This window comes from Nitrososphaera sp. (genome assembly GCF_037447015.1).
Taxonomy (GTDB): Archaea; Thermoproteota; Nitrososphaeria; order Nitrososphaerales; family Nitrososphaeraceae; genus Nitrososphaera.
This window is the reverse complement of sequence record NZ_JBBIHK010000045.1, coordinates 1-14,500: the sequence shown is the minus strand read 5'-3', so window position 1 is coordinate 14,500 and position 14,500 is coordinate 1. Positions and strand designations below refer to the sequence as shown.

10 protein-coding genes are annotated in these 14,500 nt (G+C 57.4%); 6 read left to right on the top strand and 4 right to left on the bottom strand.

Annotated features, from left to right (window positions below; translation table 11 throughout):
• Window positions 1-857: hypothetical protein (locus WKI84_RS11675; RefSeq protein ID WP_337863734.1), on the top strand; the 857-nt coding region annotated here is incomplete at its 5' end.
• A 155-nt stretch (window positions 858-1,012) separates the two neighbouring features.
• Here WKI84_RS11675 and WKI84_RS11670 read toward each other — a convergent pair.
• Window positions 1,013-2,569, bottom strand: coding sequence for a multicopper oxidase domain-containing protein (locus tag WKI84_RS11670; protein ID WP_337863733.1), 1,557 nt, complete (start codon window positions 2,567-2,569; stop codon window positions 1,013-1,015).
• A 198-nt stretch (window positions 2,570-2,767) separates the two neighbouring features.
• A complete protein-coding gene (locus WKI84_RS11665; protein ID WP_337863732.1) occupies window positions 2,768-3,997 on the bottom strand; it encodes a spherulation-specific family 4 protein in 1,230 nt (409 codons plus the stop codon).
• Between the two features lie 450 nt (window positions 3,998-4,447).
• Between WKI84_RS11665 and WKI84_RS11660 the strand changes: the two genes are divergently transcribed.
• Entirely contained in the window at window positions 4,448-4,690 is a 243-nt protein-coding gene (locus WKI84_RS11660; protein ID WP_337863731.1) for a hypothetical protein, read from the top strand.
• A gap of 164 nt (window positions 4,691-4,854) precedes the next feature.
• Here the strand turns inward: WKI84_RS11660 and WKI84_RS11655 are convergent, their stop codons facing one another.
• Window positions 4,855-6,357: an Ig-like domain-containing protein gene (locus tag WKI84_RS11655; RefSeq protein ID WP_337863730.1), complete on the bottom strand. Its 1,503-nt coding sequence runs from the start codon at window positions 6,355-6,357 to the stop codon at window positions 4,855-4,857.
• 404 nt (window positions 6,358-6,761) lie between these two features.
• Here WKI84_RS11655 and WKI84_RS11650 point away from each other — a divergent pair, with 404 nt between their 5' ends.
• Both WKI84_RS11650 and WKI84_RS11645 read left to right on the top strand, forming a co-directional pair.
• Window positions 6,762-7,919: a hypothetical protein gene (locus tag WKI84_RS11650; RefSeq protein WP_337863729.1), complete on the top strand. Its 1,158-nt coding sequence runs from the start codon at window positions 6,762-6,764 to the stop codon at window positions 7,917-7,919.
• Window positions 7,920-7,958: 39 nt separating this feature from the next.
• Window positions 7,959-9,512, top strand: coding sequence for a glycosyltransferase (locus WKI84_RS11645; protein WP_337863728.1), 1,554 nt, complete (start codon window positions 7,959-7,961; stop codon window positions 9,510-9,512).
• A gap of 9 nt (window positions 9,513-9,521) precedes the next feature.
• On the opposite strand, the gene WKI84_RS11640 is transcribed toward WKI84_RS11645, so the two are convergent.
• Window positions 9,522-10,532, bottom strand: a complete 1,011-nt coding sequence (locus tag WKI84_RS11640) for a lytic transglycosylase domain-containing protein (RefSeq protein ID WP_337863727.1) — start codon at window positions 10,530-10,532, stop codon at window positions 9,522-9,524.
• Between the two features lie 329 nt (window positions 10,533-10,861).
• Here WKI84_RS11640 and WKI84_RS11635 point away from each other — a divergent pair, with 329 nt between their 5' ends.
• Window positions 10,862-12,898, top strand: a complete 2,037-nt coding sequence (locus WKI84_RS11635) for a galactose oxidase-like domain-containing protein (RefSeq protein ID WP_337863726.1) — start codon at window positions 10,862-10,864, stop codon at window positions 12,896-12,898.
• On the top strand, window positions 12,899-14,449 hold the full coding sequence (locus WKI84_RS11630; RefSeq protein WP_337863725.1) for an Ig-like domain-containing protein: 1,551 nt from the start codon (window positions 12,899-12,901) through the stop codon (window positions 14,447-14,449). It begins immediately after the preceding gene.
• Window positions 14,450-14,500: the final 51 nt, after the last annotated feature.

Here is a 14,500-nt window from a genome sequence, read left to right as displayed (position 1 = left end):
AAGGTGAAATCAAGCGCTACAACGGTACAACAGGGGTTTTCATCGACAACTTTGTGAATCTGGGAAATGACGACCTGCTAGACCTTGACGACCTGGCATTTGGCCCAGACGGCAACCTGTATGTAACCAGCTATTTCACACACGAAATCAAGCGCTACAACGGTACAACAGGGGTTTTCATCGACAACTTTGTCCCAGCTGGCAGCGGCGGGCTGAGCAGACCTGCCGGCCTGACTTTTGCACTTGCCCATCCACCCTCTGAACCAAAGCAAGTTACCTTGACAGTTCAATCTAGAGACCTTTCTAGCGATCCATTAGGCAAGATGTGGACCACAATCCGCGCTATGGATGGAACCCTGATCAAGTCCGGCTATACACCACTGGAATTCACAGGTACTGCCAGCACCCAGTACAGGGTATCGGTAGCAAACTATGACGGCATAACCTTTCACCACTGGGACGACAATAGCACAGGCAAAAGCCGGGTGATAACTCTGCCACCTGCTGATACTACTAATACAACAGCAACAACCCAGACTGTTGTGCTTACTGCGTACTATGACACGGGTGACACGCTGAGGGGATTTACTCCGCTCGTGTACGCAGGAGGAGCTGGGCAAAAGCCAGATCTGACAGTAAAGGCAATCTCGCTTGATGATGGCAGCCGGATGCTCCACATGTGGACAATAGTGGATCCCCAGCCGAGCACTGCATCTGGCACAGCCACGTACAAGGTGTACGCAAGCAACTACAAGGACAGGACATTTGATCATTGGGAAGACGGAACTATCGAAAGGGTCAGAATGCTAACAATCAAAGAAAATACGACAATAACCGCATACTATAACACCAGTTAGCAAATCTGCATCGTGATCGTTAGGAGAGACACAAATCTGTGACATGCCAAGAAACTTCTTTTCAAGTACACCGGAAAGCGGAAAAAAGGAATGGAAAGAAAGGCAAGTGTGGATGAAGGAGGTGATCTAACCACCGTCGCCGTCTCGGCATCCCTCTATTCCACGATCACCGAGCCTTTCATCCACGGGTGGAGCGTGCAGTAGTACTGGAACTGGCCTTTTGTATCAAACATGTGCTCCCACTGGGCGCCGGCCTGCAATAGTCCTGAATCAAACGCATTGCTTTCGGCCTCTGTAACGGTGTGCATTGCGTTGTCGTCGTTTTCCCATACCACGCTGCTGCCGGGGCTGACCTTGACCGTGTGCGGCTGGTAGGGGCTGCTGCTACTGCCTGTCATGTCCGGGTTGGAAGAGCCCTTCACTATGGACACGCTGTTTGCAGCTACTGCTGCTGCTACTACTGCTGCCTCTTCGCCCGTGCCTTGCATGTGGCCCGCGCCGTGACCGGAAGGAGAAGAAGCGCCTGCCTGCGAGTCGTCCGGGTTGCCGTCGTATTCTGTCACCTCCGGCTTTTCCAGAGTCCTGATCAACCCTTCCTGCCACTCTATCATCGATTTGCTGCCCTGCATGTTGCTCGGCCTTTCGACAGCCTTCAGCTCCGACGCGTCCTTGACAACGTCGATGAATGCCATCGACCCGCGCTCTTCCTGTATCCCGTGCACGTGGAACAGGTACCTCCCGGCCTCGCTCCATTTCGCCTCTATTATGGCAGTGTCGCCGTTGGCTATGAGGTGGGTCTGGGCGTGGTGCGGGGCGTTCCACAGGATGCCTGACTGCCATACCTTGAAGATCGTGCTGTGTATGTGGAATGGCGACTGCAGGACTCCTCCGATCCCGATCACGTAAAATCTGGCAGTCTCGCCTTCCAGCACCCTGATGGGGTTGTCCATGTACTGGTTCGGGTAGCCGTTGACAGGGTAGAATTCCGTGATGGTGGCCACAGGGTCTTTTGCGTCAAATTCGCTCAGCACAAACATGTATTCTCTGGCCGGCTCCATCGCATGGTGGACGGGATCGACGATCATCGCGCCAAACATGCCCATGCGGACGTGCTCGGTGGTCGGGAACGCGTGGCAGTGGTACATGAAAAGTCCCGCTTCCTCTGCGACGAACCGGTACGTGTACTCTTTTCCCGGGGGCACCTGCGGGAATACGCCGTCGTTTTCAGAATTGTGGCTGCCGTGGAAGTGTATGGTGTGCGCATAGGGCGTCTTGTTTACGAACCTGACAGTCACCTCGTCCCCCTCTGTGAACCGCAGGGTGGGCCCGGGCACCGTCCCGTTATATGTCCACACCTTTGCCTTTACGCCATTTGACACCTCGATTTCGGCGTTCTGCGCGATAAGCGTATAGGTTCTCTTTTGGGGGCTTGGATTTTCAGCCTTTTGATAGACATCGTCTGCCGTAATGTATGCAGAGGAGGGGGCCGCCGGAATTGTCTCCTGCTGTTGCTGCCCCTGGGCACCGGTATTTGCAAACGATACTTTGCCGGTGATGGAAGGAGCTGTGACTCCAGCTATCATGATTATCGCAGCTATGGACAGCACTACTCCAATGGTCGCTTTCTTGCCGCCGTCTTTCCCGTCAAACATCAGCTCCTGATTGACACACAGTGTGGTTATAGCCAGGGCGTCCATTGTGCAATAGGACACGCCCCTGCTGTACCTTGTGCAAACGACTGCAACCACACAAGCCGGTCAATCATCAGCGACATTGCAGAGAATGAGGACACAGCAAGCTGCCGGGAATCGCTGCCGCTCTGCACCTGCCCTAAAAGAAAGATACTACACCACGCGTGCATGGCGTCTGTAAAAAATAAAGGGGGAGGAGGGGGGAAAGAAAAGCCCTCTCTAAGAGTCGAGCGCCTCTACCATGCTGTTAAAGTACGGCGGGACGGTGTTGTACGGGTTGCCGCCCCCGTCGTCTGTCATGTACATGTACCCGACATAGTCCCTGGCGTCCTCAAGGTATCCGGTGTCCAGGCCGGCTACGCCCTTGGCTGTAAAGGCAAACTTGCCTATCCCGTAACCGTCGCGGTTGTTGAAGGTGTTTGACGCAAGGGTAGAGATCGACGGCGCGCCGTAGCGCTCGTAGATGGAAATGTTGTCAAACACTTCAAAGTAGGCTTTGTCCACCTTGGCTCCCGGGTTTGCCTTTACGTACGAAAAGCCCTTGGACTTGGCATAGCTCACAAGTTCCTTGTAGAACCACACCTTGTCGGCTCCCGCCGCCACCGTGTCCATCATGAGCCCGTCCATCTCTGGGTACCACGCCCTGTAGTTGTCTACCATCCTCTTGAGGTCAGCCATCGTCCTGCCGGACGGCTCGGTAGCGTACATCGTCGGGATGTAACCGAGCACGTGCTCCACCCCTGCCGCCCTGAGCTCGCCTATCGCGCTTTTTATCCGCGAATCAGCAGACCAGCCGGGGCCGTTTGACGGGTTGACGCTGACGGCAAACGGGACCGCCGGGTGCGCCTTTTTAGCCTTTATCACAGCGTTCCACATGCCGTCAGAGTCCCCCAAATCGGGATACTTGTACAGCGGGACATAGACGCCTGTGGAGCGTGTGCTGCCGCTGCTGCTTGGAGTAGGCGGGCTGCTGCCGCCGCTACTGTCGGTGTTTTGGATTGCCTGCTGCTGCGGCAGCGGTTGCTGCTGGGGCGGGGCAGTAGCGGTGGAGGCTGCCGCGCTGTTGTCCTGACCGGTTGTCCGCACGTCATAGTACGCAGTCAGCGTCACAGTCTTGCCTGCCTCGAGCGCAACGAGCCTGTCGCGGCCTGTGCTCCCGTCTTCCCAGTGCGAGAAAAAGAACCCTCCTTTAGACCAGTTGTGCGCCCTGACCATGTACGTCGTGCCTGCTGCACCTTCAAATTCCCACGGCGTCTGCCAGGAAGCCTTGAGCGGCTCGCTTTCCCCTTCGGCCTTGACGGTCACCCACATGTTAAGGCTCTTCCCGTCAGCCGTCGATAGCCTGTTGACAACGATGTTTCCCCGGCCAGCTTCTTTCCCTTCTTCTGCCCTGGCCTGGCCAAAAAAAGAGTGGCCGGCAGCCTGCAGGACTGCCCCCGACACTAGCATCAGAAGGGCTGCCGCTGCAGATACAGCCAGAAACGTCGACGCAACTCTGTCTTTCCTTTTTTGCCGAATCTGTTGCTTCGGATCCAACCTGCAAATGCCGAAAAGCATCGTTTTTGAGGCTTGCGCGTGACCGTTCTGTTAATTTGAATTATCAACATTTGCCGTCAATAATTTTAAAAGAAATATCAAGGTAGCTTGATTATATTACATTCATTTAATTATGATATTGAAATAATCCCAAAAAGAGCAATTGCCGTTTTCAGTCCCGTAAACCAGCCGGCAGCGCAGCAGATTTCCTTGTTGTTACTTGCCAAAAAAAGAAGCATGTGTATGCATATACGCAAACGTCATTCGTTGCGCCCAAAGAGAGATGGCTGCTTTTGCGGCAGAACCGCCTCCGGCGCCATTATTTTATAATAGCCGATTCTTCCTAAAAGAAAGATACACGACATGTCCTCCACAGCAGAAAACGGCGCTTCTCCACAGAAGCCTAAAAGCAAGATCGCGTTTGCCATAATCAGGATGCCGGACGGGACCGAGCACGAGATCCCGCTGCCTCCAAAGACATTCAGCACTGGCAGAGAAGGGTACTATGCGCAAATACCCGGGTTCGTCTACAATGACGAAGTGTATGGCGGGCAGATCCAGGTGTGGAAAAAAGGCGGCGGGGACAAGATGGGCCAGAAAGCCTGATTGTCTGCGCCCGCTCACCAGTGCTGTTTGAAAATCGCCGTTTTCCTGCCTGCAAAAAGTCGCTATAGCGTTGTTAGAAAAAAGGAAAAAAAGGGGGAAGGAGGAGGGGAACTGTGTCGTCCTCCTCCTTCTTCTCTTCCGTCTTTTGCGCTTGCCCCCGTCGTCTAGAGCGTCGTCGGCATTCCTGCCATGCCTGCCAGGTACTGGTACTTGGACATGACGTAGTTTATGTACGTGTTTGCCCTGTCGTTCCAGGACCCGCATCCGTACACCGAGCCATTCCCCGAGTTGTATGCGCCAAGGCTCATCTTCATGTACTGGCCTTCGGTGCATCCCGGGAACCTGCTCTTCATGTAGTCGTACACGCTGTCCATCGCCCTTACGGCAAAGTCAGTGTTGTACGCGGGGTTGAATACTGACGTCGGCCAGTATTGCGAGCCGGTGTCCTGGGTCATGTTCGGGTGCCCGTTTGGAAGCAAGGCGTACGCCGGCGGGTTGCATGCAGGCGTTATCTGCATCAGGCCGTACGAGTGCGATTCTTCTGCCGTCCAGCCGCCCGGAGTGCCGCAAGGGATGTCCCTGCTTGCCACCCATGACTTGAAGTCTGACTCTTGCGCCATCTGTGCCTTTATGATCATCGGGTTTGGAAAGCCGTACCTCTGTGCAGAGGCCACGATCAGCGAGTCGTACTGGTCGAATACAGAGTTGCCTGTCCTTATGCCTGTGCTGCTGCCGCCACCTCCTCCTCCGCTGCTGCCGCCACCACTGCTTGCAGCTGCTGCCGTCAGGGATATGGAGTGCCACTGCTGCGCGCCTGCGTTGTCAGTTACGCGGGCGACAAACCAGTGGCTGCCTGCCGGAACGCTGTATCCTATGCTCCAGGTGACAGAGCTGCCAGAGCCGGACAGCGTGGCTGCCCTGTACGAAGCTGCATTGCCGTCCATGGCAAGCTCTACCCTTGCCACTCCGGCGCCGCTAGATGCAGTACCCCGGAAGGTCACTGTCCCCGCAGTCACCTGTGCGTTGGTTGCCGGCGACGTTATCTGGACGGCTGTAGGCGTGCCGGGCGTGCCGCTCACAGTCGCGTCCCTGTAGATGGCCACTAGGTTCAGGCCGCCGCTGGCAGGAGCCGTGAATGCCCTTGTCGCAGACGTACTGCCGTTGTCTTCCCAGCGCTCAAAGGTGTACTGCTGGTAGTTGCTCAGGTTGATGGAGTACCCCTGTCCTGCTGCCAGGCTGATGCTTGCCGGCGTATAGCCGGTCTGCTGCTGTCCGCCCGGCCCTGTGAGCACGTAATACATGCCAAGCTGTCTGCCCGTGGCAGCTATCTTGGCCGACACGTTCAGCGCGCCGTTGCTGCTGCCGCTGCTCCCTGCCACTCCGTTCACGGTTATAGAGTGCCAGTCCTGCCTCCCCGAGTTGTCTGTCACTCTGGCCACCAGATAGTGATAGCCAGAGGGGATGTTGTAGTTTATAGACCAGGTGACCGATGATGCGCCCGCTTGTGACAAAGCTGCGCTCCTGTAGCTGGCAAAGCTGCCGTCCATGGCAAGCTCTACCCGGGCAACCCCTGCCCCGCTAGATGCAGTACCCCGGAAGGTCACTGTCCCCGCAGTCACCTGTGCGTTGTGCGCCGGAGATGTTATTGCGACATCTGGCGCCGCCAACTGGGCTGCTGCCTCCTGAAAAAAAGCTCCGGTGCCTTGGAATGCCATCATCCCTATCATGGAGATGACCAGCCCCAGGACCAGGCCGCAACCTGTTGGGTTCCCATTTGTAAAACCATTTCTCATTGTGGTTTCACGTCACGGGAAATGGCATAGTATTAAAGGTCTGAGGGTAACGTCTCTATTACAATTCCTAGATGAAATTCTATAACAATCCATCTTACACCGCAAAGATACTATGCATCCCCTAAAAGATTGCTTAAACTGAATATTGATTATGCGTTGCCCACTTTATGAAGCAAAATGATGCTCTGCATGAGAGGCCCAGCTTCTTGCAGGAGCCATCTTCTCACGTTCTCATGCTCCGGCGGAATCAATACTTTCATAAACGATTCGGCTTCCGCATGGAGATGCAGTCCACTATATCTGCTAGCAAGTACATCGGCCGAAATATTTCCAGAGCACTAAACTATATCAAAGAAAACGGCATTGCAAAGGTTGTTCCCTATATCGATCTATCGGTTGGGAGGGTGAGCTACAAGGAGCTCAGCGTGTTCAGCATCGAGGAGCAATCTGCTATACTGTCGATCCTGCAGCGAGAAGGGATTGCAAGCGAAGAGGAGGACTCGAGCTCTGTGATGCAGTGCGGCTCGTGCGACGGCTTCAAGTTCCTAGCCAGCTACACGTGCACGTTCTGCAAGTCGGCCAACATCGAAAAGGGGCAGGTGATAAGGCACCTGCCCTGCAACAACGTTGACTTTGACTACAAGTTCCAGACGCTGGACGGCGAGCTGCTGTGCGACAAGTGCAACACCCGGCTGAAGGCAATAGGGGTGGACTATTCAAAGCAGAGCAATTTCTTCAAATGCCTCAACTGCGACTCGATGAGCCCACGGCTCGACATCAGGTACACGTGCGAGCGCTGCGGCAGGCACTCGTTGGAAGGAGACCTTGAGCTCATGAAGCTGCCTGCGTACAGCATAGATCTGATCAGGCTGGAAAAGTTCATCCGGGAGTCCGACTATGTGCTCTCGATAATCGAAGAGCTGCGGGCGCTTGGGATAGACGCCCTGGAGATGGGGCTGGTGATGGGCAGGTCAAACGTCCCGCACCACTTTGCCATTGTCGCGTACAGGGGGAGGAGGATGCAGGGCGTCAGCGCCTTCCATAGCGGTGATCCGCACGCCGTCGCAGAGCTTGTAGACAGGAGGGCAGGCGTCGCCGGCGATAAAAGCAGCAACAGCCGCACCGCCCTGCTGGCAGTAATCGCAAAATTCGTCGACGTTGCAGCCCAGAACAAAATACTGCTGGCCATTCCGAGGCTGGACGACGACGAGAGATCGATGGCGGCGACGTACGGGATAGCCACGATAGAATCTGACAGCATCTCTGACGCCAAGGCCGAGCTGGTGAGCCACATCTCCCATGCCATGGCCGAGGCGGAGCAGCTGCAGCAGCAACAACAACAGCCAGCACAGCCGAAGGAAGAGGAGGAAGAAGAAGCAACAGCAGCAGCGCCGCATGTCACCCAGCCAGGCGTGCCGGCAAGCGTACAGGCGTAAAACAACCAAGCAAGAAAGGAAGGCGGTAGAGACTCGCATATGATGCTGAAACTCGTGGTGCTGTCCGTCCTGACCTACGTGATACTGATCAGCTTTGTGGTCGGGACCGAAAGCTACGTCCTTCTGATGGGGCTGCTCTCTGCCCTCCCCGTGTCGGTATACCTTGTGGCAAGCTTTGGGTGGCAGCAGCGCAGGAACGACGCTGCAACTGGCGCGCAAAAAAGGCGCCCCGCAAAAAAGAACAGGAAGGCGCGCAATGGGCCAAGCTTTCCATTCATCATAATCTACATGCTGCCTATAGGAATCGCAGTGGCCATTGCAATGTACCAGGGCTATGCCCTGCTTGAGGCCAGCACGCTGTATAGCGTCCTCATCTCTTTTGGCCTGTCGCTCAGCTTCAGCTACGCCCTTGTGAACCTGCCCCTTGCAATCAAGCACAAACAGATGGAGCAGGCAGCAGCAAAGAAGCAAAAGCCGCTCCTGTTTTTCCCGTCCGTGACCATAATCGTCCCTGCGTACAACGAGGAGGCCGGGATAGAGCGCACGCTTGACGCCCTCCTGGAGGTGGACTACCCCAACAAGGAGGTAATAGTCGTGGACGACGGGTCGAAGGACAGGACGTGGGCCATAGCGTCCAGCTACATAAACAGGGCGCCTCCGGGGAGGTTCAACGTCATCAAAAAAGAGAACGGGGGCAAGGCGTCTGCAATAAACAGCGCCCTGCGCTTTGCCAAGGGCGAGATAATCGTCGTGATAGACGCAGACGCCATAATCGCCCGGGACACGCTCAAAGAGCTGGTGAGGCAGTTTGAGGACGACAGCATCGCCGCGATAGCCGGCAACCCCAAGGTGCTCAACAGGGGCAAGTTTCTCGCAAGGATACAGGTTCTCGAATACGCTGTCGGAGTCAGCCTCTTCAAGAGGGCGTACGCCTTTTTCGGCGTCGTGATGGTTGTGCCCGGCGGCCTCGGCGCGTTCAGAAAAGAGTACCTCGTGCAGAGCGGGCTGTACGACAGCGACACGCTGACCGAGGATTTTGACATCACAATCAAGGTGCTCAAGATGGGCAAAAAAGTCGTGATGGCGGCCACGGCGCTGTCCTACTCCGAAGTCCCCGAAAGGGTGAAGGACCTGTACAAGCAGAGGCTGAGGTGGCAGGGGGGAAACCTGCAGACGCTCCTCAAGCACAAGGACGTCATGTCCGATCCCAAGTACGGCATGGTCTACAAGTACGGGTACCCGCTCGTCCTGCTGACGATGCTCACGCTGCCGTTTCTGGGGATGGTGGTGACAGCGTTCATCTTTATCGCAATCCTGTACGACTTGTGGTTCATGCTCCTGATCGCGTTCGTAATCTTTACCAGCCTGCAGTTTGTGCTTGGGGCGATCGCGATCATGCTTGACGAGGACGACTGGAAATCACTGGCCTTTGCGCCGCTGATGGTCGTCGGCTACAAGCAGCTGCTGGACTTTTTCACGATCAAAAGCACGCTTGACGTGGTTTTCAAGCGGAACCTCAGATGGAACCCGTCAACGCGCTACGGCATGGTCGCAAGCAACATCTCTACAGCTACGCTGGCAAAACCGTCTTAGGAGCTGTCTCTAGGACCGAAGCAGTATCGTGCCTGCGAGCCGGCTGTACGTCTCCATGACTCTGGCGACGTATGCGGCTCCTTTCTCGCTGAACTTGCCGCAGCCAGTCACCGACCCGGCAGACGCGTTGTACTGCGACAGGGCCATCTTTATGTAGTCATCTTCCGTGCAGCCGGGAAAAGCAGACTTTACGTGGTTGTAGGCGCGGCTCATTTCGTACACTCCAAATGGAATGTTGTTTGAAGGGTTAAAGACAGAGCCCTGCCAGGTTGGCGAGCCCTCCCTCGACAGGTTCGGGTGCCCGTCTGGAAGGAGCATGCCCCACCTGCCGTAGCTGGCAGGGTTGCATGCAGGCGTTATCTGCATCAGGCCGTACGAGCGCCCTTCGTCGGCAGACCAGTCCTGCGGCCGGCGCTGCTCGCACGGCGTGTCCCTACTCACAGCGTAAACGTCAAAGAACGATTCCAGGTGCATCTGCGACTTGATGACAAGCGGGTCGGGGAACCTGTGTTCCCTTGTGGCCTGGAGTATCATGTCGTCAAACCCGTCAAAGTGGCTGTTGCCTGTTGCAATCCCGTGGTTCCATGCATAGGAAAAAGGTTCCTGTTGTTGTTCTTCCGCCTCTTCGCTGGCTTTTACGTCCTTTTTGAGCCTTGACTTTATTTCAAGCGAATCGTCCATTTTTATCATCACCGTCGCCGCCTGGTGGGCGATGCCCAAATCCTGCTTGCCTCCGCCCGCAGCATCGTCTTCGTCTGCTGCCGCAGTAGTAGTAGTCGGTTCGTGGCTGGCCGGCGGCGGCTGTTGTTGCTGTTGCTCTTTCTCGTCTTCTTCTTTTTCATCCTCTTTGTGCACGGACGGTGGCAGCGGCAGCTGCTGCTCTGCCGGAGCATGCGCAGACACAAGGGCCAGGCCCACCACAAGCAGCACAAGCCCTGCCACAGCCGCCTGCATCGGCGACTGCATGGCCGCAATCGTCGCCCCTGCCGCAGCAGCTGCAAACCCCATCGCAGTTATCACGTACTATATGCAGAATGATTACAAGAGGTTTGCCGTCAGTCGTCCTGTGCCCGGCGGCAGCTGCTGCAGCGCCCGCTGCGCGTTTTTGCGGCTATCTGTACAAGTGCACAGGAGAAAAATAGCGAGAGAAAAAGAAAGAGAGAAAGAGAATTGGTGATCAGATTCTGGAATGTCATGTTTGCAAAAAGCCGGCTAAATCCGGCCACATTCTGCGCCATGTTTGGCACGTGAAAGCTAAATCTCCTTTTTGCTGAATAGATCAGCTCTAAACAAAATGGCAATCGCGGCAATCAACTTTGTATGATAGCGGGCTCTCTCAAACCTACCACATGTCGGGCGATGGTGGCAATAATAATAGTAGTAGTAATAATAACAATAACAACGCCGGCGGCAACAGCAGAATAAGCCGCCGCGATTTTCTAAAACTGCTCGGGGCCGGGACGGCAGTCCTGGCCGCTGCCAGGTTTGCGCCCGACCTCGTGGGGATTATGGGCAAGGGCAGCAGCAACAGCGGCTCTGGCTCTTCTATCCTGCCCGAGGCAAGCGCCCAGACTTCAGGCTCGTGGGTCCGGGGGCCAGACTGCCCCGTAATAGCCATCCACTCGTGCGTCCTTCCAAGCGGCAGGCTCCTTCTGATCCAGGGCTCCGGCTACCACCTGCCGTTCAAGGGCGGCCCGTTCAGGGCAGTCACGTTTGACGCCGACCAGGGCACGCAGCAGACTTTTGACCTTGCAGAGGACCTGTTCTGCTGCAACCTCAACCACCTTGCCAACGGCAACATACTGATCACCGGCGGCACCGAGGCGTACGACATTGACACGCCAAACGGGATGTTCTGGGGGCTCAACGCAGTCTATGAATTCAGCGCCTCTAACAGCACCTTCACCAAGCTTGCCTCCCTTGCGCACGGAAAATGGTACCCGACGCAGGTGGTGCTGCCCGACGGCAGGGTTGCGAACCGCAGCGGCCTTGACGAGTTTGGCGCAAGCAACGCGCTCACGGAGGTCTACAACCCTGCCACAAGGACACACTCTATAGTGAGCGACACCTCGTCCACCCAGACGTACTGCGTGGGCGAGGGCACCGGCGTCCCCGGCTCAGGCACTCCGTGCTACAACAACGTGGTCAAGGGGATATCCATCTACCCGCGCATGCACCTGCTGCCAAACGGCCTCGTCTTTATCAGCGGCATGTCAAACGCCCTCTTTGTCTGGGATCCCTCAAACGGCCGGTACACAGCCGTGGGCACCACGATATTTTCTGCCTGGCGCGACTATGGCACTTCTATCCTGCTCCCGCTGCAAAACACGCTGACCGAAAGGGGCCGGGTGCTTATAGCCGGGGGCAACCCCAATTCGGCGCCGCCTGCGACCAACACCGCCGAAATCTTTGACTTTAATGCGTCCACCGACGGCATACGCCCTGCAATCAGGTCAGCGGCCTCCATGAATTTTGCCCGGCGCTACCTCCTGCCCATCATACTGCCGACAGGCGAGGTGGTGGTATTTGGGGGCACGGGGGGCAACAGCAGGGATTTTGTGACCCGGCCCGAGATGTACGACCCTGCTGCAAACAGGTGGACCACCATAAACGCCCCTGCCACGATAGGCAGGACGTACCACGCAGTGGCCCTGCTGCTGGCAGACGGAAGGATCTGGACTGCAAGCGGCACGCCAAGCGCGACAGAGTGGGAGCCCCGCACCGAGATATTCCAGCCGTGGTATTTCGGGAGCACGAGGCCCACGATCTCGGCGCAGCCTGTGGTGGGGCCGTACGACGGAACGATAACCATCCCGACCCCGAACGCGGCCGACATCGGCTCGGTGTCCCTTGTGAGGCTCATGGCGACCACGCACCACCACGACGCAAACCAGCGGCTGCTCTGGCTCCCGATAACGTCGAGGGGCTCTTCAAGCGTCACTGTGAAGGCGCCGATCAACGGCAGGCTTGCGCCCCCCGGGCCGTACATGATCCACGTGCTGAACGGGTCGCGCGTCCCCTCGGTCTCGCGCATCATCATCATCCCCGGCACCGCCACGAGCCCGTCGACGGGTCACCCGCAGATAACGATCACCGCCCCTGCCGCCGGCTCGGTGCTGACAGGACCTTCAAGCGGCGTGCAGATAGCAGTCAGGGGCACTGCATCGGACCCCGGCGGACAGCAGATAAACCTGGTCACCGTCTCGCTCGACTCTCAGACTGCCGTCAATGCCACGCCCGGGGCTCCCGGGGACTGGTCCACCTGGTCGCATACCCTTACCGTGACTGCGAGGGGCTCGCACACGATAAGGGCCACTGCACGCAACGCGTCTGGGAGCACGACATCGACGCAGATAAGGGTGCGCGTGTACCCGGGGGCGACCTAGATGCGGCTCGGGTCTTCCTCCCCCTCCTCATCATCGCGACTTGCACTGGGCCTGTGGATTCTGTCGCTTTTGGCACTCGGCATTTTCGCTGGCGTTGCGTCGTATCCTGCCGGCGATCCTTTTGCTGCAATAACAACGACGACAAATACTACTGCCATTATCCCGCCGGCCAGCGCCGACGGGGGCACCGACTTTACCATAGACAACATCGTGTATTCCGGCGCCGGAGGCAGGACAGTCACATACGGCGCGACCAGCACCCACAGCGGCGCCGCCTCTGCCACAAGCTGCACTCCAGCCTCGGGCTCGACGTTTCCTCTTGGCAACAACGTCGTGACCTGCACAGCCCGGGACGCGCAAAACAACGTCGTGGGGACGGCCACGTTTAACGTGACTGTTACAGGCGACATCGCGCCTCCGTCGATAACCGCGCCTGCAAACGTGAACGCGCAAAGCACGGGCCAGTTCACCCAGGTCAACCTCGGGAACCCGGCGGTCAGCGACGGCGCGGATCCTTCGCCTATAGTGTTCAACGACGCCCCCTCTGCGGGCTTTCCGGTAGGCACCACAACCGTCACGTGGACCGCCGTGGATCACTCGGGCAACGAGGCCACGGCGCAGCAGACCGTGACCATCACAAGCGGTGGCGGCGGCAGCGGGCCGCCTGCCGTCCAGATAACGTCTCCGGCAAACAACGCGCAGGTGACTGCCGGCATCGTGACATTTGGCGGCACGGCCTCAAGCGGCGCCGGCGTTGCGGCGGTAGAGCTTGCCATGGACGGCGACGCGGCTTCGTACCGCCCAGCAACCCTCTCCGGCTCCGGAACGTCGGTCACCTGGACCATAGGCTACAATGTGCCGGCCGGCAGCCACTGGTTTGTAGCAAGGGTCACCGATAACGCAGGCGGGCAGCAGTGGCACTCCATAGCCCTTACAGCCACAACAGGCAGCACCACCAACACGCCGCCTGCCGTCCAGATAACGTCTCCGGCAAACAACGCGCAGGTGACTGCCGGGACGGTTCCGTTCTCCGGCACGGCCTCAAGCGGCGCCGGAGTGGCAAGGGTAGAGCTTGCCATGGACGGCAATGCAGCTTCGTACAGGGCAGCCACGCTGTCCGGCTCTGGCAGCTCTGTCACCTGGAGCATAGGATACAGCGTTCCGGCAGGCAGCCACTGGTTTGTCGCCCGCGTAACTGACAACATTGGCCGCCAGGAATGGCATTCTATAGGTCTGACGGCAACAACAGGAACTACAACCAACACGCCACCCGCAGTCCAGATAACGTCTCCGGCAAACAACGCGCAGGTGACTGCCGGCATCGTGACATTTGGCGGCACGGCCTCAAGCGGCGCCGGAGTGGCAAGGGTCGAGATGGCAATGGACGGCGACGCGGCTTCGTACCGCCCAGCAACCCTCTCCGGCTCCGGAACATCGGTCACCTGGACCATAGGCTACAATGTGCCGGCAGGCGACCACTGGGTGGTGGCAAGAGTCACAGACAACATTGGCCGCCAGGAATGGCATTCTATAGCTGTTGTGGGGCGGTAGGCTTTGTTTAAAAAGTAACTCGACCACGCTCAAATAAGGCCATACACGCAA

Excerpts from the sequence above, each read along its gene's own strand:
- WKI84_RS11650 (WP_337863729.1), top strand. The coding sequence starts at position 6,762 with ATGGAGATGCAGTCCACTATATCTGCTAGCAAGTACATCGGCCGAAAT.
- WKI84_RS11660 (WP_337863731.1), top strand. The coding sequence starts at position 4,448 with ATGTCCTCCACAGCAGAAAACGGCGCTTCTCCACAGAAGCCTAAAAGC.
- WKI84_RS11645 (WP_337863728.1), top strand. The coding sequence starts at position 7,959 with ATGATGCTGAAACTCGTGGTGCTGTCCGTCCTGACCTACGTGATACTG.
- WKI84_RS11630 (WP_337863725.1), top strand. The coding sequence starts at position 12,899 with ATGCGGCTCGGGTCTTCCTCCCCCTCCTCATCATCGCGACTTGCACTG.
- WKI84_RS11665 (WP_337863732.1), bottom strand. The coding sequence starts at position 3,997 with ATGCTAGTGTCGGGGGCAGTCCTGCAGGCTGCCGGCCACTCTTTTTTT.
- WKI84_RS11635 (WP_337863726.1), top strand. The coding sequence starts at position 10,862 with ATGTCGGGCGATGGTGGCAATAATAATAGTAGTAGTAATAATAACAAT.